This is a genomic window from Planctomycetaceae bacterium, assembly GCA_041398785.1.
Classification (GTDB): Bacteria; Planctomycetota; Planctomycetia; order Planctomycetales; family Planctomycetaceae; genus JAWKUA01.
In genome coordinates, this window is the sequence record JAWKUA010000019.1 from 100,150 (window position 1) to 123,384 (window position 23,235).

Annotated in this window: 17 protein-coding genes; 11 read left to right on the forward strand and 6 right to left on the reverse strand. The window is 59.0% G+C overall.

What is annotated here, in order from left to right:
* The first annotated feature begins 121 nt into the window (after positions 1-121).
* The 6 genes from R3C19_20325 to R3C19_20350 all read left to right on the forward strand — a co-directional run bounded on the left by R3C19_20325 (position 122) and on the right by R3C19_20350 (position 8,694).
* Positions 122-1,171 carry a M42 family metallopeptidase gene (locus R3C19_20325; GenBank protein ID MEZ6062697.1) on the forward strand — a complete coding sequence of 350 codons (1,050 nt, stop codon included), beginning with the start codon at positions 122-124 and terminating at the stop codon, positions 1,169-1,171.
* A gap of 219 nt (positions 1,172-1,390) precedes the next feature.
* On the forward strand, positions 1,391-2,011 hold the full coding sequence (locus tag R3C19_20330) for a nucleoside monophosphate kinase (GenBank protein ID MEZ6062698.1): 621 nt from the start codon (positions 1,391-1,393) through the stop codon (positions 2,009-2,011).
* Positions 2,012-2,382: 371 nt separating this feature from the next.
* Positions 2,383-4,923 carry a PSD1 and planctomycete cytochrome C domain-containing protein gene (locus R3C19_20335; protein MEZ6062699.1) on the forward strand — a complete coding sequence of 847 codons (2,541 nt, stop codon included), beginning with the start codon at positions 2,383-2,385 and terminating at the stop codon, positions 4,921-4,923.
* 3 nt (positions 4,924-4,926) lie between these two features.
* On the forward strand, positions 4,927-6,348 hold the full coding sequence (locus R3C19_20340) for a DUF1501 domain-containing protein (GenBank protein ID MEZ6062700.1): 1,422 nt from the start codon (positions 4,927-4,929) through the stop codon (positions 6,346-6,348).
* A 496-nt stretch (positions 6,349-6,844) separates the two neighbouring features.
* A complete protein-coding gene (locus R3C19_20345) occupies positions 6,845-8,110 on the forward strand; it encodes a Trx7/PDZ domain-containing (seleno)protein (protein ID MEZ6062701.1) in 1,266 nt (421 codons plus the stop codon).
* The gene (locus tag R3C19_20350; GenBank protein ID MEZ6062702.1) at positions 8,107-8,694 is read left to right on the forward strand and encodes a hypothetical protein; all 588 of its coding nucleotides are present in this window, start codon (positions 8,107-8,109) and stop codon (positions 8,692-8,694) included. The genes R3C19_20345 and R3C19_20350 overlap by 4 nt, the downstream gene beginning before the upstream one ends.
* A 145-nt stretch (positions 8,695-8,839) precedes the next feature.
* On the opposite strand, the gene R3C19_20355 is transcribed toward R3C19_20350, so the two are convergent.
* The 4 genes from R3C19_20355 to R3C19_20370 all read right to left on the reverse strand — a co-directional run bounded on the left by R3C19_20355 (position 8,840) and on the right by R3C19_20370 (position 14,425).
* Positions 8,840-10,903, reverse strand: coding sequence for a carboxy terminal-processing peptidase (locus tag R3C19_20355; protein MEZ6062703.1), 2,064 nt, complete (start codon positions 10,901-10,903; stop codon positions 8,840-8,842).
* Between the two features lie 316 nt (positions 10,904-11,219).
* On the reverse strand, positions 11,220-13,232 hold the full coding sequence (locus tag R3C19_20360) for a VWA domain-containing protein (GenBank protein ID MEZ6062704.1): 2,013 nt from the start codon (positions 13,230-13,232) through the stop codon (positions 11,220-11,222).
* A gap of 102 nt (positions 13,233-13,334) precedes the next feature.
* Positions 13,335-13,853, reverse strand: coding sequence for a TadE/TadG family type IV pilus assembly protein (locus R3C19_20365; GenBank protein MEZ6062705.1), 519 nt, complete (start codon positions 13,851-13,853; stop codon positions 13,335-13,337).
* Positions 13,854-13,924: 71 nt separating this feature from the next.
* Positions 13,925-14,425 (reverse strand): TadE/TadG family type IV pilus assembly protein, encoded by a 501-nt coding sequence (locus R3C19_20370; protein ID MEZ6062706.1) that lies wholly within the window; start codon positions 14,423-14,425, stop codon positions 13,925-13,927.
* A gap of 698 nt (positions 14,426-15,123) precedes the next feature.
* Here R3C19_20370 and R3C19_20375 point away from each other — a divergent pair.
* On the forward strand, positions 15,124-15,930 hold the full coding sequence (locus R3C19_20375) for an ATP-binding protein (GenBank protein MEZ6062707.1): 807 nt from the start codon (positions 15,124-15,126) through the stop codon (positions 15,928-15,930).
* A 158-nt stretch (positions 15,931-16,088) separates the two neighbouring features.
* On the opposite strand, the gene R3C19_20380 is transcribed toward R3C19_20375, so the two are convergent.
* Positions 16,089-16,790, reverse strand: a complete 702-nt coding sequence (locus R3C19_20380; protein MEZ6062708.1) for an NAD(P)H-hydrate epimerase — start codon at positions 16,788-16,790, stop codon at positions 16,089-16,091.
* A 371-nt stretch (positions 16,791-17,161) separates the two neighbouring features.
* Between R3C19_20380 and R3C19_20385 the strand changes: the two genes are divergently transcribed.
* The 4 genes from R3C19_20385 (at position 17,162) to R3C19_20400 (ending at position 22,598) form a co-directional block, all read left to right on the forward strand.
* Positions 17,162-18,019 (forward strand): SDR family oxidoreductase, encoded by an 858-nt coding sequence (locus tag R3C19_20385; GenBank protein ID MEZ6062709.1) that lies wholly within the window; start codon positions 17,162-17,164, stop codon positions 18,017-18,019.
* 113 nt (positions 18,020-18,132) lie between these two features.
* Positions 18,133-18,765: a sigma-70 family RNA polymerase sigma factor gene (locus R3C19_20390; protein ID MEZ6062710.1), complete on the forward strand. Its 633-nt coding sequence runs from the start codon at positions 18,133-18,135 to the stop codon at positions 18,763-18,765.
* Entirely contained in the window at positions 18,755-20,896 is a 2,142-nt protein-coding gene (locus tag R3C19_20395; protein MEZ6062711.1) for a serine/threonine-protein kinase, read from the forward strand. The genes R3C19_20390 and R3C19_20395 overlap by 11 nt, the downstream gene beginning before the upstream one ends.
* A 283-nt stretch (positions 20,897-21,179) precedes the next feature.
* The gene (locus R3C19_20400) at positions 21,180-22,598 is read left to right on the forward strand and encodes a hemolysin family protein (GenBank protein ID MEZ6062712.1); all 1,419 of its coding nucleotides are present in this window, start codon (positions 21,180-21,182) and stop codon (positions 22,596-22,598) included.
* Here the strand turns inward: R3C19_20400 and R3C19_20405 are convergent.
* On the reverse strand, positions 22,595-22,978 hold the full coding sequence (locus tag R3C19_20405; GenBank protein ID MEZ6062713.1) for a hypothetical protein: 384 nt from the start codon (positions 22,976-22,978) through the stop codon (positions 22,595-22,597). The genes R3C19_20400 and R3C19_20405 overlap by 4 nt on opposite strands.
* Positions 22,979-23,235 lie beyond the last annotated feature (257 nt).

Genomic DNA, 23,235 nt, shown 5'->3' on the forward strand with positions numbered 1-23,235 from the left:
CGACGGGCCGCCGCCAGTTGACCAATGTGCTCCCACAGATGACGATTCCCGAATCTGACCTCGCGCGGTTCGTTCGTGCGAATCACCGCACTCACTTCGAAATCCTGAACCCGGCTGTTCCATGCCTGACCAATTCCTGAAAGACCTGCTCGCGACACCCGGAACATCGGGCTTTGAAGAACAAGTCCAGCAGGTTGTGCGTTCGTTTGCGGAACCGTTCGCCGACGATGTCACAACGGACGTGCATGGAAACGTACTGGCCACGGTCAATCCCGCAGGGTCGCCGCGAATCCTGCTGGACGCGCACTGCGATCAAATCGGATTCATTGTCCGGCACATCGATGATCTGGGGTTTCTGCGAGTCAACCCGATCGGCGGGTGGGACATGCAGATTCTGCTCGGACAGCGAATGCTGGTGCATACTCGCGAAGGTTCCATTCCCGGCGTCATCGCCCGCAAGCCGATTCATTTGCTGAGCGATGATGAAAAGAAGAAGGTGCCGGGCTTCGGCGAAGTGTGGATCGACATCGGCAGCCAGTCGCATGAAGAAACCGCCGGTGTCGTTCGGATCGGTGATTCCGTCACGCCGGAACCGTGCCTGCGCGAACTTCGCAACGGCAGGCTGTCGGGAGTCGCGATGGACGATCGCACCGGCGTCTGGGTTGTGATGACCGCGCTGAAGCTGATTGCCGAAAAGAAGCCTTCCGCCGCCGTGACTGCGGTTTCGGCCGTGCAGGAGGAAATCGGACTGCGGGGAGCATCCACGAGTTCCTACAACGTGAACCCGCACGTCGCGATTGCCGTCGACGTGACTCACGCGACGGATTGTCCCGGCATCGATCAAAACGAATTCGGCCGGATCACAATTGGCGGCGGACCAGTGATCGTTCGAGGAGCCAACGCGAATCGTCACGTTGTCAATCGCCTGCTGAGCTGTGCCGAGGAACTGAGGATACCGGTCCAGATCAACGCTCTGGCCCGAGCCGCCAGCAACGATGCCGCCGCCATACAGCTCAGCCGCGGCGGCTGCGCCTGCGGACTTGTGACGATCCCAAACCGGTACATGCACAGCCCGGTGGAAGTCGTTGCTGAATCCGATATGCAGGAAGCCGCGAAACTGATCGCTGCCTTCTGCCTTGCGATCGATGAAACGACGTCGTTTGTGCCGTAGCTCCGGCGGCGCTGAAGTTCGACGATCAGCATGAACGCCTGTCCGTTCACGTCTTGGCTGCGTGACATCCGGAAGCACGAAACCGACTCCGGAACCAGAGAATCTGAAGCCTCCCGTCGCGTTCACATTTGAAGGCATCCTGTCGCGTGCCATACTGCGGTCCCGCCCGCTGACTGGTCGTCAGATAGCCTCGCAACATCGCACCACAGAAAGCGATTGATGTCCTCCGACCAACGATACCGCTGCGTTCTGCTGTTCGGCCCTCCCGGAGTTGGAAAGGGTACTCAGGGAAAAATCCTGGCCAACATTCCCGGCTTCTTTCATTTGTCCGTCGGCGATGTTTTCCGGGCCATAGACATCGGTTCAGCGAACGGTAAAGAGGTCTACAACTACATCTCCCGCGGCGAACTGGTTCCCGATGAGTTGACGATCAAGATCTGGAAGAAAGCGGTCGACGCCTACGTCGCGCTGTCGTGGTTCAAGCCTCGCGAAGACCTGCTGGTGCTGGACGGAATGCCGCGCAACATTCAGCAGGTGGAAATGGTCAAGCCGTACCTGGAAATTCATCGCATCATCTATCTGGAATGCGTTGATCAGGAAGACATGGTTCACCGCATTCGTCGGCGGGCGATCCGGGAAAATCGTACCGATGACGCCAACGAAGAAGTCATTCGGCATCGGTTTCAGGTGTACTCAAACACGACCGCTCAGGTTCTGGAAAAGTACGATCAGCAGATCATCAACCGCATAGACTGCAACGGATCACCCGCCGAAGTGCTTCGAGCAATCCTGGATGTGACCATTCCCGTGCAGAACGAGCACTTCCGGTCAAATCGGTAACTCCGCCGAACACAGCCGGAGCCGACACCGACGGACAACGTTCGCAATCGACCGGAGTGACGCTATCGGCGCTGCCGACAGACTATGCCGCGGGAAGTCGTGCCGGTTGCGATGATGTCCCGGTCGCGACAACCGGAAGCCGGTGCTGATTGCGGAATGCAGGATGGCACGGTGCGTTGACGACACGTATAATCAGAACGTGTTCCGTTCCGAACGGAAGAAAGTGCAGGAACCGTTATGTCTGTTGCCCCGTGCGGCACCTGTCCGTTATGACATCTCCCCGCGATGGCATCTGAAAGTTGCGGTACCCGCCTCCATCGATCCTCGTTGTTGTCCCGCCTGTTTGTCTGATCTCTGCACAGGAGCGGCCCATGGCCCAGCGCGCTCCGCGATTGTTTTTCGCAACACTGTTCGTCACCTGCATCGTCGTCTCCGCCGCATCAACGGTGGTCGCCGACGACGTCGAGTCCGCGGAGCAGATTGCGTACTTCGAAAAGCATGTTCGGCCGCTGCTGATTCAGCGGTGCTACGAATGTCATTCGAAGAATTCGGATACGGCGGACGGCGGCCTGCTGCTGGACACGAAATCCGGCTGGGTTACCGGGGGCGATCAGGGAGCGGCGATTGTTCCCGGTGATGTCGAAGCCAGTCTGCTGATTCGGGCCGTCAGGTACAGCGACCCCGACCTGCGAATGCCGCCGTCCGCGGCTCTGCCGGCTGAAGAAGTGGCTTACCTGGAACGCTGGGTTGCGATGGGAGCGATCGATCCCCGGACGGAATCAGAAACAGACGAACCACCGAAGAGCGATCCTTCCGATCCCGTCGCGGGACGCCAGCACTGGGCCTTCCAGCCGCTGAACGTCACGTCCCCGCCGTCCGTCCAGTCAGCCGACTGGCCCGTCAATGACATTGATCGCTTCGTGCTGGCCGGACTGGAATCTGCCGCGCTGAAGCCTGCCGCCGATGCTCCGCCGCGAACCATCGCCCGCCGACTGTATTTTCAATTGACAGGCATGCCGCCGACTCCGGAACAGATGCAGACCTTTCTGGATGACCAGCGACCGGACGCCGTCGAACACCTTGTCGACCGACTTCTGAATTCGCCGCAGTACGGTGAACGCTGGGGTCGCCACTGGATGGACCTTGCCCGGTTCGCAGATTCCAACGGCCTGGACGAGAACTTTCTGTTTCGCGAAGCCTGGCACTACCGCAACTGGGTGATCGATGCAGTCAACAACGACATGCCGTTTGACCGGTTCGTGCTGGAACAAATCGCCGGAGACCTGCTTCCGTACGATTCAATTGAACAGCGCGACAGCCAGCGGATCGCGACGGGATTCATCGTTGTCGGCCCGAAAGTACTGCTGGGCAGCGACCCGCAACAACAGCGAATGGATATTGCCGACGAACTGATCGATACGATCGGCAAGACGTTTCTGGCTCAAACGCTCGGCTGCGCGCGCTGTCACAATCACAAGTTCGATCCATTCCCGACGGCTGACTACTACGCGCTGGCCGGTATCTTCACCTCAACCGAGGTCGTGGAGCGTCGTTACATGCTGGGAGAACAGCGTGTGATGGAACGGCTGACGGGCCTTGGGCCGGAAGGTGAAGATCTGGACGCCGCGTATGAAAAATACTGGCGTGACCGAAAGTCGCTGCAGGAAACCGCAAAGCAGGCAAAGACTGCGCTCGACCTGCTGAAGAATGGTGACCTGGACGCCGTGAAGGCGCTGGCGGAAAAATCCGGCGACGCCGTCGCGGAGGGCGTTCTCGATAAAGACCAGCCGGCCGAACAGCGCGTCGCCGCACAACAGAAGCTGGCCGATGAGATCGCTCACATGGTCGCCAATCCGCCGCCGATTCCGCCGCGGGCGATGATCGCCGCCGACCGTGACAAGCCAGCCGACGAATACATCCGCGTCGCCGGTGTCTTCGATTCGAAAGGTGACCTGGTTCCTCGCGGTTTCCTGCGAGTTGTCGGTGACGATGAAGTCGCGATCCCGGGATCTGCCAGTGGCCGGGTGGAGCTTGCCGAATGGCTGACCGACACCGACAGCGGCGCGGGACAACTTGCCGCGCGAGTCCTGGTGAATCGCGTCTGGCATCACGTGATGGGACGCGGCATCGTTCGCACCGTCGACAACTTTGGTCGCACCGGTGAGTCGCCCAGTCATCCGGAATTGCTGGACTACCTGGCCAGCCAGCTGATTCGTTCCGGCTGGTCTTTGAAGTCGGTTGTCCGCAGCGTCGTGCTTTGCCGCGCAAATCGCATGGGTACCGACTTTGACGAAACCGCGTTTGAGATCGATCCGGAGAACAGGCTGCTGTGGCGATTCAACCGGCGCCGGCTGGATCCCGAATCCATGCGCGACGCCATGCTTTCCGCCGCCGGAACACTCGACCCCGCGCCGATGGATTCCACGGTCTGGTACCTGGGCGATCAGGCCACTTCGGTCGGCGATAATAAGAATCGCCGCCGCACCGATTTTCCCTGCCGAAGCGTCTATCTGCCGGTGATTCGCAACGACCTTCCGGAAATCTTCGACGCCTTTGATTTCGCGGATCCGCACGCCACGACCGGCAGCCGACCGCGGACAACCGTCGCGACTCAGGGCCTGTTCATTCTGAATTCCGAATTGGTCATGGACGCGGCAGCGACAACGGCCGAACGAATCCTGAAGGAGGCTCCGTCCGGCGATCCTTATCCGCGAGTGGAACGGATGTTCGAACTCATCGTGAACCGAGTGCCGACGGACGAAGAACAGCGGGCCGTGGTCGACTTCGTTAGCAGCATCACGACGGCAGACGCCGATCAATCGGAAATCTCCGCCGAAGAATCAGAACAGCGTGCCTGGTCGCGGGCCTGTCACGCGCTGTTCGCTTCCAGCCGATTTCAGTACCTGGAGTGAGCCATGAGGTGCAACCATTTCACAACGTCGCTGACTCGACGCGGCCTGCTGCAGTCCAGCGCCTGCGGATTCGGCCATCTTGCGCTGGGGGCTCTGGCCGCGAAGAACGCCGCAGCCGATTCGTCGCCGGCGATGAGCCCGCTGGCGGCCTCCGTCCCGCACATTCCCGCGCGAGCGAAGCGGATCATCTTTCTGTTTATGTGGGGTGGTCCCAGTCATGTCGATTTGTTCGACCCGAAGCCCCGCTTGAATTCACTCGAAGGCAAGCCCCTGGCCGGTGCCGACGTGGGCCGCGACGACCGGAAGAATCTCGGCACGCTGCTCGGTTCGCCGTTTCGCTTTCGACAGCACGGCGACAGCGGTATCTGGATCAGTGAACTGTTTCCTTCGCTGGCCAGACATGCCGACAGACTGTGTGTGATCCGGTCGATGCACACGGAAGGCGAAGCTCACGGCGAAGCACTTCTGAAGCTGCACACCGGCAAAGCCAATCTGGTCCGGCCCAGTGTCGGAGCCTGGATCAGCTACGGCCTTGGCTGCGAAAGTGACAGCCTGCCGGCGTTCGTCACGATATCTCCGCCGCGAGGTCACGGTGGAGTTCAGAATTACGGCAGCGCGTTTCTTCCGGCCATTCATCAGGGAACCGCCATCGGATCGGCCGAAATTCCCATCGCCGAATCGACGGTCTCCAACATTTCCAACGCTCGGATGAATTCCGGTCAGCAGAGGTCTCAGCTTGATCTGATCCAGACACTGAACCGTCGGCATCTGCAGCAGGCCGCCGCCGATCCTCAGATCGAAGGACTGATCGCCAGCTATGAACTGGCATTTCGAATGCAGTCCACGATGCCTCAGGTGCTGGGTCTGAACGGTGAATCGAAGTCGACGCTGGATGCTTACGGAATCGACAGGGAACCAACCAACAACTTCGGCCGACAGTGCCTTCTGGCTCGCAAGCTTGCTGAAGCGGGGGTTCGCTACATTCAGGTCTCCACAAACTACACGTGGGACCACCACAACAAGGTCGTTGATGGTCACATCGGTGAATCGGCGAAAGTCGACCAGCCGATTTCGGCGCTGCTGACCGATCTGGATCAGCGGGGACTCCTGGAGGACACGCTGGTGCTGTGGGGCGCGGAATTCGGCCGTACGCCGACGGCGGAAAACGGTGACGGTCGCGGACACCATCCGCGAGCATTCACCATGTGGATGGCAGGCGGCGGAGCGAAGGGCGGACTGACGTACGGTTCCACCGACGATTTCGGCTACTACCCCGCAGACAATCCCGTGCACATGCACGACCTGCACGCCACTCTGCTGTACGCATTGGGCATGGACCATCAGCGCCTGACGTATCGGCACGCCGGCCGCGATTTCCGACTGACAGATATCTTCGGCAACATCATGCACGACCTGCTGACGTAGCAGCTTGCGCCGCCGCTGCTCGTTCCAGCGGCTCCCGCCCTGGAACGCTCCGCCGCAGTCCGTCGCGGAATGCAGTTGCCTTCCGAAAGGGCGGAAGCACCCCGGCAATCAGTTGCGAGCCTGGAATCGAGTCGAACTCGCGTAGCCGCGGATCATTCATCTGTCTCGGCATGATGAAATTCCAATCCCGTCGTACACAGAGAGTCAAACATCCGCTCCAGCCGGACGAGACCTGGCCGATCATTGAGCAGCGATGCCAAGACTTTCACGATGACCGTCGAGCCCGATGCCTTCCGGCCGGCCATTGCGACGAGTCCGGTGTGGCCCTGCGTGTTCACAGGCTGATGGTGATGCCTGCAAGTGGACGTCCTTGTCGACTTCTGGCGACGTGATTCCACAGACCGACGGTTGCCTGGTTTGCGCGCTGGTGCGAAACTTCTGAAAGCGGCTGGCGAGTTCTGCTGCTGCACACAATCGTCGAACGGGAGTTATTCACATGTCTCGAAGTCAGCAGTTCATTCTGTCGAGCTTCGCTGTGATCGTGCCCTGCGTTCATCCGGCGGTACTGTCGCCGGCGGCTGCGCAGGATTCAGATTCGATTTTTTTTCACGACGACTACAGTAAGGCTCTGGAAGAAGCCCGACTGACGAAGAAGCCGATGTTTCTGGAATTCCGGTGCGCCCCCTGAGTCAACGGTCGCGCCTTTGACACGCAGGTTGTGTTGTCACCGCCGAATTCCCGACTGGGGAAACTTCTTCAGCAATACGTTTGCGCGCGCATCACAAGAATGGACAAGGTGGACATCGGCCTGTACGACTTCGACAGGCACAACGCTTTGTACTATTTCGTGGTCAACGCCGATGAACAGATCTATCTGCGATATGGCGGTCGTGACTCGGAATCGGCGACCACGTACCTGAATCTGCGCAGCCTGGAACTGGCATTGTCGGAGGGTCTGAAGATGCATGCCGCCGGCGACATTCCTCCATCGCCGCGCCCGAAGTCGCTGCCGGCCTCCGACATTCCCCTGTTGCGAAGTCGAACTGTCGACCGTGGTGAGTGCATCGAGTGCCATCTCATCGCCGATTACCAGAACATCAACAGAGAGCTAAACAATGATCTGGACCGTCCGCGCGACATGTATCGTTCCCCGGACATCAAGACCATCGGCATTCATCTGGATGTTCCCGCCGGCTTGAAAGTGAAAACGGCAACCGGTGCCGCCGATCAGGCGGGCATGAATTCGGGCGACGTCATCACTCATCTGAACGGCACGCGAGTCCGCACGTTTGGCGACCTGCAGTACTACTATGACAAAGTGCCGCGCGACTCGAAGGTGATCGACATTCAGGTGCTGCGAAACGAGACACCGCGTTCGCTGACGCTGAATCTTCCGAAAGGATGGTGGGTCACGGACCTGGGCTTTCGTCACTGGACGGTCGAACCGCTTGTTCATTTTCAGACGCAGCCGGTGACGGCCGAAATCCGGGAGAAGTTCGGTTTCCCCGCCGGCGGATTCGCCGGTGAACTGACCGACCGCGATCAGTTTCTTATCCAGGCGAAGCCGCCGCTAAAGCGAGGTGATATCATCTACGGAGTCGAAGGAGTCTTCGAAGACGACATCGCCGATTCTCCTGAACTGCACATTAAGCTCCGTCATCGCGCCGGCAGCACAGTCCGTCTGCATGTCCTGCGAGATCAGGAACGATTCATTTCCGAACTGACAACCGAGCGACAGAATTTCCGAAAGATCGTTCCATGATTGCTGCTCTTCTGCTGGCTCTGGTTCAAATCGCGACAACCGCTGACGATCCGGCATGGTCCAAAGCGGTGCCTGTCCGAAACGGCAGACAACCGGTTGCCCGGTTCCAGGCACGAATCGACGGCGACTACCTGATCGTGCGAGCTATCCACGAAGAAGGCTGGCACACCTACGCGATGGACAACGAAGTCCGAGCGGAAAAAGCGCTGAAGGGAAAACAGTCGCTGGGAATTGAGCAGGGGATTGAAATCGAGATCGAAAGCGGTCTGAAACCGGCGGAACAATGGCGACAGACCAACCCTCACGATTTCTCCAAACCGGAAATGCGCTGGTACACGTACGGCTTCAGCCAGACCGCGCTGTTTGCTCGCCGAGTCGCGACGGTGACGTCGGAACCGATCGTGCTGAAGGTCCGAGGCCAGGCGTGCGACGGTGAAACCTGTTGCCGGGTTGACATCGTTCTGGAAGTCGAAGAGCACAGCGCGGTAGAGCGGACGCCGGAACAAACCGAACGACTTCGAAAAATGCTGAACGAACTCGTGCCCGTCCAGCCGCGCGAACCGGATTCGTCTCCGTCAAAATAATCCGTCGGACACTGACACGGGTGCGCGAGCGGCCGGACTGGCAGCGACACCCCGAAATTCCTCACGACCCAAAACAAAAGCGGTCGCGGAATGGTGGTTCCGCGACCGCTGGCTTGCTGGCTGAGTTTCCGTGATGTCTCGCGCGTCAGCTTCGATTGACCGTCCGCAGATTGTCACGCAGTTCCATGTAATCCACGGAGATATTCAGCAGTTCGCGGTTGTAGGAATCGTTCCGGAAGATGTCCTTGTCGTCGCTCATGCCGCTGGCCTGCTTCATGGCTTCCTCTTCTTCCTTCTGTTCCCGCTTCAGTTCTTCTTCTTCATAACGTAGCGTTTCTTCGTTCAGCGAGATCGTCTTGCGGTTCTTGCGTTCCAGATAGCGTTCGACGTTCTTAACGGTCTTCTGGAAGTCAGGATCCTGCTGAACTCGCTGGCTGCTGCGTTTTGCCATTTCCGTGACGATGGCGTCGTTTCGATAGGTCGAGAACGGGATATAGCCATCGGCCCGCTGAATTCGGTCGAATGCCAGCGCGTTGTCGAGCGAATCTTCGCCGATATCCCGATGGTTCAGCAGTGACGGAAGAGCAATGTCGGAAAGGACTCCTTTGTTCTGAGTGCTGTCTCCGTTGACGCGGTAGAACTTGCTGATCGTCAGCTTCAGTGCTCCGCGGTCCTTATCGAAGAATGACAATCGGTTGGCGACGTTCATGACATTCTGAACGCTTCCCTTGCCATGCGTCTTGACGTCACCGACAACGATTCCGCGACCGTAGTCCTGAATGGCTCCCGCGAAAATCTCTGACGCTGACGCCGACAGACGATTACAGACGACAATCATCGGCTTGCGCCAGTACATGTCGGGATCTTCATCCTTGTACGGAGTCACCGTGTTGTCCGGTTCTCGCACCTGAACGACGGGACCGTTGGGAATGAACAGTCCGGACACTTCAATCGCTTCGCTCAGGGCACCACCGCCGTTCCAGCGAAGATCGACGATCAGCGCTTCGACGCCCTGGGCGTTGAATTGCTGCAGGACTTTCTTGACGTCCTTGCTGGTGCTTTTGAATTCACCGCCAAGCGAAGCATCGTCGAAATTTCGGTAAAACGACGGAATGTTCAGGACACCGATGCGGGCTTTGCGACCGTCAAGCCATTCCCCGGTTTCGATAATCTTGCCCTTCACGTCCTGGTCCGTCAGTTTCACAACCTGTCGATCCAGAACGAAATCTTCGATGCCGCCGGCTTCCCGCTTGACCTGAAGAGTCACGCGTGTGCCGGCTTGTCCGCGGATGTAGCTAACCACTTTCGTCAGCTTCATTTCGACGACGTCCACAAGTTCCGCAGGGCCGTTCGGACCATCAGGGTCAACGCCGATGATTTTGTCGCCCTTGACAATCCTGCCGTCGGCGAAAGCGGCTCCGCCTTCGATCACTTCTTCAACGACGGTGTAGCCGTCATCGTATTTCAGCCGGGCTCCAATGCCCTGCAACTCGTTCTCCATGCTGATCTTGAAATCCTCCAGCGTCTGCGGCGACATATAGGCGGAATGCGGATCAAGACAGTGCGTCAGCGATGACAGATAGAGTTCCAGGATTTCGTGGGACTCCGTCTGTTCCATGAACTGCTGATTACGGTGGTACCGCTTGTGCAGCCGCGTACGGGCCTCCGCGAGTTCCGTGTCATCCAGCTTCAGCATCAGCAGATCGAACTTGATTCGCTTGCGCCAGCGATCCTGCAGTTCCGCTTCGGACTTTGCCCAGTCCAGGTTGTCCGGATCCAGAACCATCTCTTCTTTGACGGCAAAGTCGTGGTCGGCATCGATCAGCTGGCTGATGGACGGCATTCTCTGAGCCAGACGCTGACGGTATCGTTCGAAGACGGTAACGGCGAAATCGACGTTGCCAGCGCGAATCAGGTCGTCAAGCTGATCCTGGTATTTCGAGAACTCGTCCAGATCGGACTGCAGAAAGTACAGCTTCTGCGAATCCCAGACGTCGACGTAGCGTTTCAGCAGCCGCTCGGAAAGTTCGTCGTTGATTGACGGATGGTTGATGTGGCGGGCCGCAATCATGTTGGCGACCAGCTGAGCTGTCCGGCCGTCTTCCTGCGAGATGCTGACGGAGTCCCCGGCAAACGTGAATCCCGCGGCCATCAGTGCCGCCAGAGAACAGACCAGCAGTCGACCCGGGGTGACCAGATTCAATTGCATATCGGACTTCCCTTTTTGACGAAGCGTCCGGCATTCGACACGCCCGTGTCATCGCCGGCCGGAGAGTAACGGAAAACGGCAAGAGTCAATTTCCGGCGTCCCGTCCCGAAGACTGACAGCTCCACGCCAAATCGTAGACCACTTATCCTGTTTGGAGCAAGGCGTTTGTCCACCAGACGCCGCACGACCGTCCGGAACGCAAAAACGCCTCGACGAAACAGGGTTTCATCGAGGCGTTCGGCCGCAAACAGGTTAGCCGGCTGATCGGTGGTGCCGCCCAGCCGCCGACAACAGTGACGATTCGGCTTTGCTGAGACTATTCGGCTCCGTTCATCAGGCGTGCGGGAGGCACGTTTCCGGCAAGTACCGCAAACGCTGCTTCCAGATCCGCTTCCATTTCCGCGATTGTCGAACCGCCGGGCACGTTCAGGTATTCGCCGCCGGTCATGTCGGCGATGGCCTGCATCAGCACGGTGTCCGCTCCGGCTCCCACCGAAATCGTGTTGACTGTGATACCGGCATCTTTTGCTTCTTTCGCCTTCATGAAGGCGTAAAGTGCCGCTCGCCAGTTTGAGTCCCAGCCGCCGTAGGAGCTGTCAATCGTGAAATCCGCCACGCCGTCACCGTCGAAGTCGGTGATTTCGTTCCAGTCCCAGTCGGACGGAAGATCGTTCTGGTCGAATCCGCTCGGGTATTGATTCGACTGCCCGTCCGTCATCAGCAGAATTGCCTTCTGTGCTCCGTATCGTCCCTGGCTGGCGATCAGGTCAATGGCGTCGTCGATCCCGTAGCCGATGCCGGTGGACCGGTTGTAGTGTCCTGGCTGCTTGTGAGTCTGAATCGTGTCGATGCCCGTGTAGTTATCGGTCAAGTGCTCCGTTCCCAGGTCGACTGTGACGTCGGCACCGTCATCCCACAATCCCGTTTCGACGCGTGATGTCGTCGCGTAGGTCACCAGACCTACATGGTCACCATAGCCCAGGCTGTCCAGGAAACCCGTGAACAGCGACATGCCTTCCTTCAGCGCGTGGTGCGGATAGATGGGAGCTCGCCAGAGATCTTCGGAATTGTGATTTTCCATCCGCTCTGAGATCAGATAGTGCATCAGTGTCCGGTAGCAGTACTTCTTGCGATATCCATAGGAATTCAGTGTGCTGTCGTTCATGACAAACTGAATGTAGTCTCGCCACAGGCTTTCACTGGTACTGGCGGACGGCTTGCCCTTTCGCAGCCCGGTTGACGTGCTCTTGCCTTCCTGTGGAAACGGAATGTAGGTTCCCGTCGACGATGCCAGATCCGTGTATGTGGACAGCGGAACATTCTGGTAGCTGTTGTTCGTGCCATCGGGCCGCCTCCAGATGCCGTCGGTATTGCTGCCGGTGACGTATTTTCTCCAGTCATAGCCAAAGGCCGTTGTGTAGTAGCGATTCCCGGAGTAGTTGCTGTTCTGATAGGACCAGTCCAGCCAGAACTCTTCATCAGGGCTCACTTCCGCCGGTGGGCCGCCGTCATCCAGGTTGAGTGTCTCGAAGACGGTCGTCACGTTGCTGCTGCTGATGTATCCGTCCGCCACAGTGTTGATGCCCCCGAATCCCGTCGACGGAAACTTCAGCGTGTTTGCATCATCACTGTAAGCGACGCCGGACGTCGACAATGCCGACCAGATGTCGTCAAGGCTGAGTTCAATGGCCGAAAGTCCCAGCCGGTTGATGGAACCGCTGTAGATCAGACTGTCGTAGGCCATTGATCCGGAATAGTCCAGCACGGCAACGATGTCACGAGATTCAATGAAGGCACTGGCTTCGGCGGTGATGGCCTGAGCCCGTTCACCGACAACAGGAGCAAAGATCAGGGGCAGCTTTGCGTCTTCGGCGGATGAATCCGGGTTGTCCTTGCGAATGCGGACCTTCACCATGTTGTAGGGCGGTGTTCCCCATGCTTCGACATAACTAACCCCGTCTTCCGCCAGCAGCCGGCTGCCGAGAACGACATCGGTTTCCGGTTCGATGTAAAAGCCGTTCAGGTCACAGACATGTTCGGCCATGTCGCGAGCCTGCGCGGCGGACAGAGCCTGCACGATCTGAAGGTCCGTTTCACCGGCCGCCGCTGCTTCGCGTACGGCAACGACGATTTCCTGAGCCGCCGCGAGCGCCGCGGAGTCTGCCGCGGCCTGCATTCGCGTTTTGGTGACGGTAATCATGCCCAGGTCGACCGACAGGCCGACAAACGTCATGGCGCCGATCAGGCAGATAATCGCCAGCGCGAAAAACACTCCCTTGCGGTGTTGCTTCCTGAACGCGGCCAGACGCCGCGTCATCTGTAGTCTCATTGTGATTGCCCCCCGTTTGTCATCCGCCGAATTGATGGATACTCGACTATATGGTGTGCCCGGCCGCCACTGGCCGGGAGTGATCCCGCGTCAGTGCATTTCTCAGTTGCCCAGTGATCCGCCGGCGATTCCCGCACGCATGACCACGGACGCTCTCACGTTCTTGCCGTACATGTGTTTGACGGGAAACAGACTGATACTGGTATAGGGGAGTTCAATTTCAATCTGCAGGAGTTCCAGATCGTTGTCTTCGTCGCTGATGTCGAACACCTCACCCTCGTTGCTGCCTTCGGCGTAAACGATACTGATTGTCAGGTCGTTTCCGGGGAGTCCGGACGCGGATACAAAGTTTCGAATGTCCTGCTCGACCTTTTGGTTGGGAGTCTGGTTGTCGGCGACAATAAACCGCCAGTCCATCGACGCCAGGCGACCGGCTTCGCGCACAGCCGACTGCAGAATCGTCTGTGCCCGAAGTGCCGTACCCAGTTCAATGGTTCCCAGCACAAGCACCAGCATCACCGGCAGGATGACGGCACATTCCACAGCGGCCACGCCGGACCGATCGTCCCGCGTGCGGGCAGCCGTATGCCGCATCGCGCCGCGGCGCGATGATGATCGCATTCTTTCCAAAATGCCGTTTTGTCTTTTCATGGCGGAACAGTTTTCAGAAAGCTGGCAGGTTCGCGCGGTGTTCATTCTTTTCTCATGACGGCCTGGCCGTACAGATTCAGCGAAGTGATCCAGCGCGGACCAAGGATTCCGACTTCGCTGTAGGGCACCTGGATGCGAACGAGAAACAACTGCCGAGTTTCAATGTCGGCCACTTCAATGTCGTCCAGGTCTTCGTAGTCGATTGATTCCGTCTCGACGTTGGGTGTGTCAAATATGCTCGCGTCCTTGATCCAGATCTGTACGTTCTCCAGATCCGCGTCGATGGCGGAGTCCAGGATCTGATGGGCGAGCGTATGGACGTCGTCCGTGGTCGTGTCTTCAGCGACTCCCAGCCGCGCGGCTCGACGTGCGGCGGAATTCAGCGTGTGGATGGTCATGAAGCAGTGACCAAACTCAATGAACGCAAAAATGAACGTGAAGAAGATCGGAAGCACCACGGCCGTTTCGACCAGCACCGCGCCGGCACGTTCACCGCCGCGCTGTGTGTTGCAGAGTTTTCGGGACCGAAGGTTCAGTCGCATGACCACGCATCCGCCGAAGAACTGCCCGCGGACGAAATTTGTGCGCCGCGGATCGAAACTGAGTTCAGTCGAAAATGTAGGTCAGGAACCACACGAGGTTCGGGTCCTCGGGTCCGCCGGGATGCTGGTATTTCGCACAGGGTGTGAAAGCTCAACAGCGACGATGCCGAAAGTCGGCAGGCACTCGCCGAAGCGTCGCAGGTCGCTGCGAGGTGATGAGTAATAACGAGAATTCGTTTCGGGTTATCCCCCAAACGAACCATCGCAGATCGGAATGAAATACGGCGTGCGCGGGTCGTATTGGAACTGCGATGCCGCTTTGGTCCGCTGCCGGAAAATATTGCGGCCGTCGTCGATACTCATGACTCGCAAAGAACACCGGAGTCTCCATCGGCAGAATGTGCTGTTGTGCATCGTCGGCAATCAACGCCGGAAGGAATTCCTTCAAGGCGGATTGGAACCGCTGGCAGTCGCGTTCGGCTCAGGCGGAAACGGCGAGGATTCCGATAACTGAAGCAGGGGCGGCTCGACTCACTTCAGGCTGCGCAGTCAGCGAGAATTCATCGCGGAGTCACCGGTCAGCAAAATGCCGGCCCGCAGGCTGATCGCTCGTGACCTCAGCCCCTGCGGCAGTTTTCGACAGGCGATTGTGACTGCGGCGCGGCGTTCCGTCCGGAGGTCCGGACACAGAAAGTGCGATGGCAACGATGAACGAACAGCTCTCACAGGACCAGCAGAAAATCCGTCAACTGGAAGAGCGGATGCGATTGCTGGAGGACGAACTCATGCAGGCGCAGAAGCTGAGTTCCGTCGGTGCGCTGGCCAGCAGCATCACTCACGAATTCAACAACATTCTGACAACGGTCATCAACTACGCGAAAATGGGTGTCCGGCATAAGGACGCGAAGACACGAGACAAGTCCTTTGACCGAATCCTTTCCGCCAGCCAGCGAGCCAGCAAGATCACGACCGGCATGCTGGCGTACGCTCGCAACACCGGCGACCGAGTCGAGCCCGTGGAATTGAGCCGTCTGCTGGAAGGCGTGCTGGTCCTGGTGCAGAAGGATCTGCAGATGCATCGCATCGGAGTCGATCAGGATCTGCAGCCGGCGGTCTGGGCGTCGGCTAACGCCAGCCAGATTCAGCAGATCCTGATGAATCTGATCGTCAACGGACGTCAGGCGATGAAGGAAGGTGGTCGCCTGAAGCTGGCGACTCGCGACAACGTCGAAGACGGCTGGGCGGAAATTTCGGTCGGCGACACGGGCTGCGGGATTTCCAATGAAAAGCTGCAAAAGATCTTCGACCCGTTCTACACAACGAAAACCGCGGACGCTCGCGGACAGGGCGGCACCGGTCTGGGGCTGGCACTTTGCCGAAGAATCATTGAGGCTCACAAGGGACGCATCCGTGTGGAGAGCGAAGTCGGCAGGGGCACGACGTTTACGTTGAAACTTCCGCGAGCCGAATCGCCGGCGGGTCTGATCGACACGTCAGCGGCGTAGCACGTCGGAACGCCCTGCACCCGGTCACACGTTTCCGCGGACATCCGGCTTGCTGCCCCGCCGGCCCGTCGAGATGTACCGAGCCGGCTTGTGTCGTCGTGCGACCGCACAGCGGGAACATCGTTTCGGACGGTCGGCGAACCGCATTGGCCTGCGGTTTATGGCGAATGCGATGCCAGTGCCTTTTGATACCAGGCACTGATCCAGGTCTGAGGAATGCCGATGTGTTCCACGACGACCTGACCAGTGAACTCAGCGGCCGACGGAACGCAAAACCCCTGTTTCATCGACACAAACGTCACGGTCATCGTCGCACGAATGCAGACTCCATCGGCCGCGCCGGTATCACAGTCCAGCCCGGAGGGAATATCGATCGCGAAAATCCGTGCGGAGGATTCGTTCGCGGCGGAGATGATTTCCGCGAACGGAGACCGCGGGGCGCCGTGGATCCCCGTACCCAGCAGGCAGTCGATGATCCAGTCTTCGGGCCGCAGATCCGCCAGCAGCGGCGTAAGTTGTTCCGGTTCGCGAATCTCGATGACGGGCAGACCGCTGTTGTGCAGAAACAACATGTTGGCTTCGTTGTCGGCGGTTAGTCGCCGGTCAGCCGGGATGTGTGCAATCCGGGGTTCCCGACCGATGGCCGCCAGTTGCCGGGCCATCGCCAGGCCATCGCCGCCGTTGTTTCCAGGTCCGGCAAGAATCTGGATCCGGCTATCCGGCGAACAGTGCGGCAACAGACGATCGACGGCACCCCGCGCCGCGTTTTCCATCAGCAGCAGACTTGGAATGCCCAGTTCTCCCACGGCATCGGCGTCGATCTGCCGGGACAGCTCACGGTTCATCGTGATTGGTGACATCGGGAGACTTGTCCGGCGAAATAAGACGGCGCGCGGCACCGATGAGACGTTTTGAAACGGGATGTCCGGCGTAGTTCGTCGGCGATGCTTCCGTATGCGGTATCCGAATCGCCTGCCCGTCGGGTCGAGTCACACGCCGGGTTTCATCGTCTGACGTGAGAATTCAGAGACCTTAACGTGCGTTCCGGTTGTCGATCGCGGGAACCAGTCGCGATACTGCGAAAAACGAACGCACGTACAGTGACACCCATTCGGAATCTTCGCAAGCGGCAGTCTATAATGTCCGCTCAGAAATCGAATGGGGCGCGCAGGCGAACGGGTTACCGCGACGGCGCGGAGTAAACCGTTTTGTCACAGAAGGATGATCGTTCTTGCTGGATTCGTTCAACGATCGCTGGGCTCTGGTCACTGGTGCATCTTCGGGCATTGGTGCCGAATTCGCTGCGCGGCTTGCCGGGCGCGGAATGCATCTGATTCTGGCGGCCCGCCGTTCCGATGCGATGAATGCGCTGGCTCAGGAACTGAATACCCGCCATGGAACGAAGTGCCACATCGTCAGCATCGATCTGTCGCTGCCCGATTCCGGAAAGCGACTGGCGGACGAAGTTCAGAAGCTGGGGGTTCAGGTCGAACTGCTTGTCAACAACGCCGGCGTCGGCATGATCGGCGACATTGAAACGACCAGTCCGGAGGAAGTCCGCCGGATGCTGACGCTTAATATTCTGACACTGACGGACCTGACATACAGGCTGCTGCCAGGGATGCTGGATCGCAGGCACGGAGCGATCATCAACCTGTCATCCGTAGCGGCGTTCCAGCCGGTGGCATTCATGGCGGCGTATTCGGCCAGCAAGTCTTATGTCCTGCACTTCTCGGAGGCGCTGTGGGCGGAAGCTCGCAGCCGCGGAGTCACGGTGCTGGCCGTTTGCCCCGGCGCGACGGAAACGGAATTCTTCGATCGCGCGGGAGCCCCCGGGTGGCTGTCGAAACATACCAGCGTGACTCCGCAGCGAGTCGTCCGGAAATCACTGCGAGCACTCGAACGGCGGCGGCAATACATCATTCCCGACTGGAAGAACTACCTGCTGAGCATTCTGGTCAGGCTCGCGACGCGACGAACCGCCGTCAACGAATCCAAACGCTACTTTCGCCCCGGAAAACGCCGGCCGGATGACAATGCGGCACCGCCATCCGAATCGCAGAATCCGGGAAGCGACGGGGCGGCCTGATTTCCGGCGCCGCCGGTACTTTCCGTCTGCGTTCGGATTTCGTGCCGCCGGTTGTCTCGGCGCACATGCGGCCTAAACTCCGGCACTGTTCACTGCCACCGGGAGCAACCTTCGTGAAACGCCACTCTGACAGCAAGACCGTTCCCGCGCCGCGTCCGGACGCTGACGGTGCTGCGATCGACCCGGAACGCTGGGTCGACGACTATGGCGACTATCTATATCGCTATGCAGTCAATCGGCTGCGAGACAGCGGGGCCGCTGAGGAAGTCGTTCAGGAAACCTTCCTTGCCGGAATCCGCTTCCAGGACCGCTTCACCGGCAAGGGCGCGGAGCGTGCGTGGCTGCTGGGAATCCTGAAGCGGAAAATCGTCGACCACATTCGCAAACGCCATCGTTTTGACCGTGAAGCGGCCTACGATGAAAGCAGCGATCCGTCAGAAAAGCTGTTCGATCAAAAGGGAAACTGGAAAGCCGGAGCGTTCCCGACCATGACTCCCGACCAGCAGGTCGAGTCACGGGAAATCTGGGAAGTGGTTCGTCAGTGCCTTGACCAGTTGCCCAAGGGCCAGGCCGACGTGTTCACGCTGAGCGCCATGGAAGGCATGGATACGGATCAGATCTGTAAGGAACTGGACATCACACCGTCCAACCTGTGGGTGCGGCTGCATCGCGCCAGGCTGGCACTGGCCGGATGCGTCGGCTCGAAATGGTTTCAAGAGGAAGGGGTTCCTCAACATGTCAAATGACGGCGATGACAGCGACCAGGCTTTCTCGCGACTGGTTTCCCAGTCGTTTTCCGGCCGGCTGACTCCGTACCAGCAACAGAAGATGCGAGACCAACTGGAACGCAGCAGCGAGACTCGCGCGTTTGCGAAGATCTCCTCGCTGATTCAGGACTCCGTTTCGGACATTGCGGAAAAGTCGCTGGCCGGAGTCGCGGACGTCGGGCCGGGGCTGTCTCAGGAGGCCAAAGCCCGGTTGAGAGATTCCGTCCGCCGCGCGCAGCAAAGCCGCAGCCAGGCGATGGCCGGAACTGCCGTGCCGGAAGATACCGCCGACCATTTGCCGGTTGATCCGCTGGGACGAACGCTGGCCGGAACGCACGACATGTCCGAAGACGCGGGCAGCCGTCGCACGTCATCGCAGTTTACTCTGCAGCGGAAACTGGGAGCCGGCGGCCTGGGAACCGTCTGGCTGGCTCGCGACGAACGCCTGAAGCGCATGGTCGCGCTGAAGGAAATTCATCCGGATGCCGCCGAATCGCCGCGGTCCTGGGAACGATTTCTTCGTGAAGCCGAAATCACCGGCCACCTGGAACACCCCAACATCGTTCCGCTGTACCAGTTCGGCACCGATCAGGACACCGGGCAGCCGTTTTACGCGATGCGGTTCGTAGGGAAACGCACACTGGTCGACGCAATCGAAGAATACCACGACCGGCGCGAATCCGGCCACGACGTGGCCGTGGATCTGCAGAAGCTGCTGATCGCGTTCATCGGTGTCTGCCAGGCAATCGCCTACGCTCATTCACGAGGCATCATTCATCGCGATCTGAAACCTGAAAACGTCGCGCTGGATAACTTCGGTCAGGTCGTTGTGCTCGACTGGGGACTGGCGCGAGTGTCATCGGACTATGACGCCGAAAGCGTTATTTCCGGAAGCCGCGTCGCAGCGGACATCGGGCCGGGGCAGACGATGGCCGGCGAAGTGATCGGTACGCCACTGTATATGGCTCCGGAACAGGCTGCCGGCCATCAGGAAAAAGTTGATCACCGCACCGACGTGTACGGTCTGGGAGCAATCCTGTTCGCGATGCTGACCGGCAGAGCTCCCCACGAAAAGAGCAGCGTCGGCAGCAACGGCGTCCGGCCGGTGGCGGAACTGCTGCAGGTGATTGCCGAGTCCGCGTCGCCGAGACCGCGAGACTACTTTTCCGGCATTCCGCTTGGCCTGGACGCGATCGTCGCGAAGGCCATGGAATTCAAACAGCACTCGCGCTTCCAAAGCGCTATGGAGCTGGCCGAAGCCGTGGAACGCTGGATGGCCGGTCGCAGCGAACGCCGCCGGCAATACGCGAACGCTCGCGGCGAAGGCCGCGAACTGCGCACCAGCATGCAGAACTTTGTCCGCGACCTGGAACGCAACGCCCGCTTCATGGCCAGCCTGCCGCCGATTCAGGGCATCGTGAACAACAAACTCGGCCGCGATGAAGAAGATATCAGCATCTGGCGCGAACGGCTGGCGGTGATCTTTCGAGGTCTGCTGCGAACCAACTGTGACTTCTGCTCCGTGTCACTGTGCGAAGTCAGCGGGGATCAGTTTCAGGAAGTCGTGCGCGTCGACCGGCAGAAAACGGATATGTCAAACGTCCGGACAATTCCCGCAAGCCGGCTGACGTCCGGCCCGATGACGGACTGCTTCCGGTCGGTGATGAACGGCGCGATCGACGAAGTCCGCGTGTTCCTGACGTCACGCTGCTCCACACCGTCATCGACGTCCGCCGGATTTCTGATCGCCGGCATTCCCGTGTTCGATGAGGCAACGGAAGAACCCTTCGGGTTCGTCATCGTCGAAGCCGGGCTGGTGCGGCTGACGGAAAACCTGATCCGCAACCGCCTGCGTTCGACGGAGAAAGTCTTCGTGCTGAACAACAACTGCGGCGTGCTGGTACAGATGGACCGCGACGGAACACGCGTCACCGAAAACGACGGCAAGTCCATGAATTCCGTATGCTCAAGCTGGAGCACCGTCCTGCCCGTTCTGAAGGAACGCGGTGAGTTTCAGGACGAACAGGACTTCTCCGTCTACGCCACTCGAGTCGACATCGTGCCCGGTGAAGAATCACTGGCACTGGTCCTGTGGCTCGGCAAAGAATAGCCGCCGCATAACCGCCGGGTCGTTCAGAGTTCGCCAGGAAACTCTGATCAGCTTCAGCGTCTTCCGGCCGAATGTCGGCATCAGACGTTTCGTCCAATGATTACTTCGTGCTGTTCAAGTCCTTCGTGGTGACACGAATGCGGGACGGCCGGACGGTCAGCTACGGCGGCTACATTTCCAGTGGTACCGGCGTTAGACTGCTGCAAGATCTTTCGGGGACCTGGCGTCGCTGCGAGTCTCCGAAGCCAGCAGACCGACGATTTCCGGGACAGTTCTGACACCTATGGAGACGTTCATTCAACCGATGTTGCTTGCGGCGGGAGAACACTCAGCCGGGGCATCGTCTGCCGCCGGTGATTTGCTGCAGGTCACCATCGCTCTGATCCTGGTGGCAGTCAACGGGTTCTTTGTCGCCGCCGAGTTTGCACTCGTCAAAGTGCGAGGCAGCCAGATTCAGGAAATGGTGCGGCAGGAACGGCCGTTTTCCGGAACGGCTCAGTGGCTGGTGGAACGGCTCGACGGATCGCTTTCCGCCTGCCAGCTCGGCATCACGATGGCCTCACTCGCGCTGGGCTGGGTGGGCGAACCGGCGTTTGCCCGCCTGCTGGCGCCGGTGTTCCGCGCGGTGGGAATCACGTCCGAAACCGCCGTCCACACCATCGCGTTTATCGTCGCGTTCACGGCGATCACCGGGCTGCACCTAGTGATCGGCGAACAGGCGCCGAAGATCTTTGCGATTCGCCGGTCGGAGCAGATGGTGCTGTGGTGCGCAGTGCCGATGAAGCTGTTCTACATCTTTTCGTATCCGCTGCTGGTCAGTCTGAACTGGACAACGTCGCTGATCCTTGCACGCTTCGGTATCCATGGCGCCGGTGGACACAGTACTCCTCACAGCGAAGACGAAATTCGGGCGCTGATCCGGGAAGCTCACATTCACGGCGACGTCACGCGTCATGAACACCACTTGCTGAACGCCGTGTTTGAATTTGACGACATGATCTGCCGGAAGGTCATGGTCCCCCGTGTTGATGTGGAATGGCTGGACGTTTCGCAGTCGCTGGACGACTGCATCGAAAAGGCGCGCCGCAGTCGTCACACTCGGTTCCCGCTGTGTGAAGGATCGCTGGACAAGGTCGTGGGAGTCGTCCACATCAAGGATCTGATTGGTCTGACAGCCGACGACGACATCGATCTGAAATCGCTGCGGCGTCCGCCGAAACACGTTCCGGAAACCATTCCCATCAGCCGGCTGTTGCAACACTTTCAGGCGACTCGCCAGCACCTGGCATTTGTGGTGGACGAATACGGTTCCGTCAGCGGAATCGTCACTCTGGAAAACGTGCTGGAACAGATCGTTGGTTCCGTGGAAGACGAATTCGACATGGAAACTCCGGACATTGTGCCGGATGGCCCGGGGCAGTTCATCGTGCATGGCAGCACCGCCATCGAAAAGCTGCAGACTGTTCTGAATCTGAACCTGGATGACGAAGACGTCGATACGTTTTCCGGCTACCTGATGGCTCGCGCCGGTCAGATTCCGGAAGCCGGAGCGAAGATTGAGTTCCACGGCGCCACCGCGGAGATTCTGGAAGTTCGCCATGCGCGAGCGGAGCGAGTTCGCGTGACATTGCCGGATCAGGCCGCCGGGCATTCGACGGCCGCCGAGGTCGACGATTCCAGGGATGATTCTGAACACCGCTAAGCATGCGACAGTGTGACGAACGGATCGACAACAGGGCACGTGCCGTCTGATTTCCGGCGCAGTGGACTTCTGTCGATCTGTCTTGAGCGGCCCTTGCATTCGCGCAACACCTGCATTCTTCCCTGTTTTACATTTGGGGCCTTGCAGCTGTCCCGCAAAGGAATCTTTCTGAACAGGATGAGCCTGTCGCGGATTGAGTCGACGGACAGTGATGCGGCGTCTTCATTCGAAACCGGTTCTGTTTTTTCCGGCATTCCCTGGAAATCCTGGGCGCGGCGCGCTTTTCGTTTTTCGTTTCGCTGGTCAAATACGCGCTGGTCTTTGAGTTCCAATAATTGATCAAAAATCAATCTGGCCCTGCGGCCCATCGAAAGGTGCATCCCGATCCCTTCACTCGCTGTGGAAACTGTCTCACACCACGTGTCTGAGTCGGTTCTCTGATGTCTTCAGGGAGTCAAACGGCTTTTCGATGAACCGCAATCCGTCCGGCGAATTATGCGACACGAAACGCAGAGGATTTTCGAGGGCCGGTCTGCATAGTTTGACATGGCGCACGGAAGGTCGTTGCGTCCGGGGGTTTGAACAACTTCGATTCACAGAAGGAGAAACAAGTGTTGAACAAATGGAAACTGCCGCT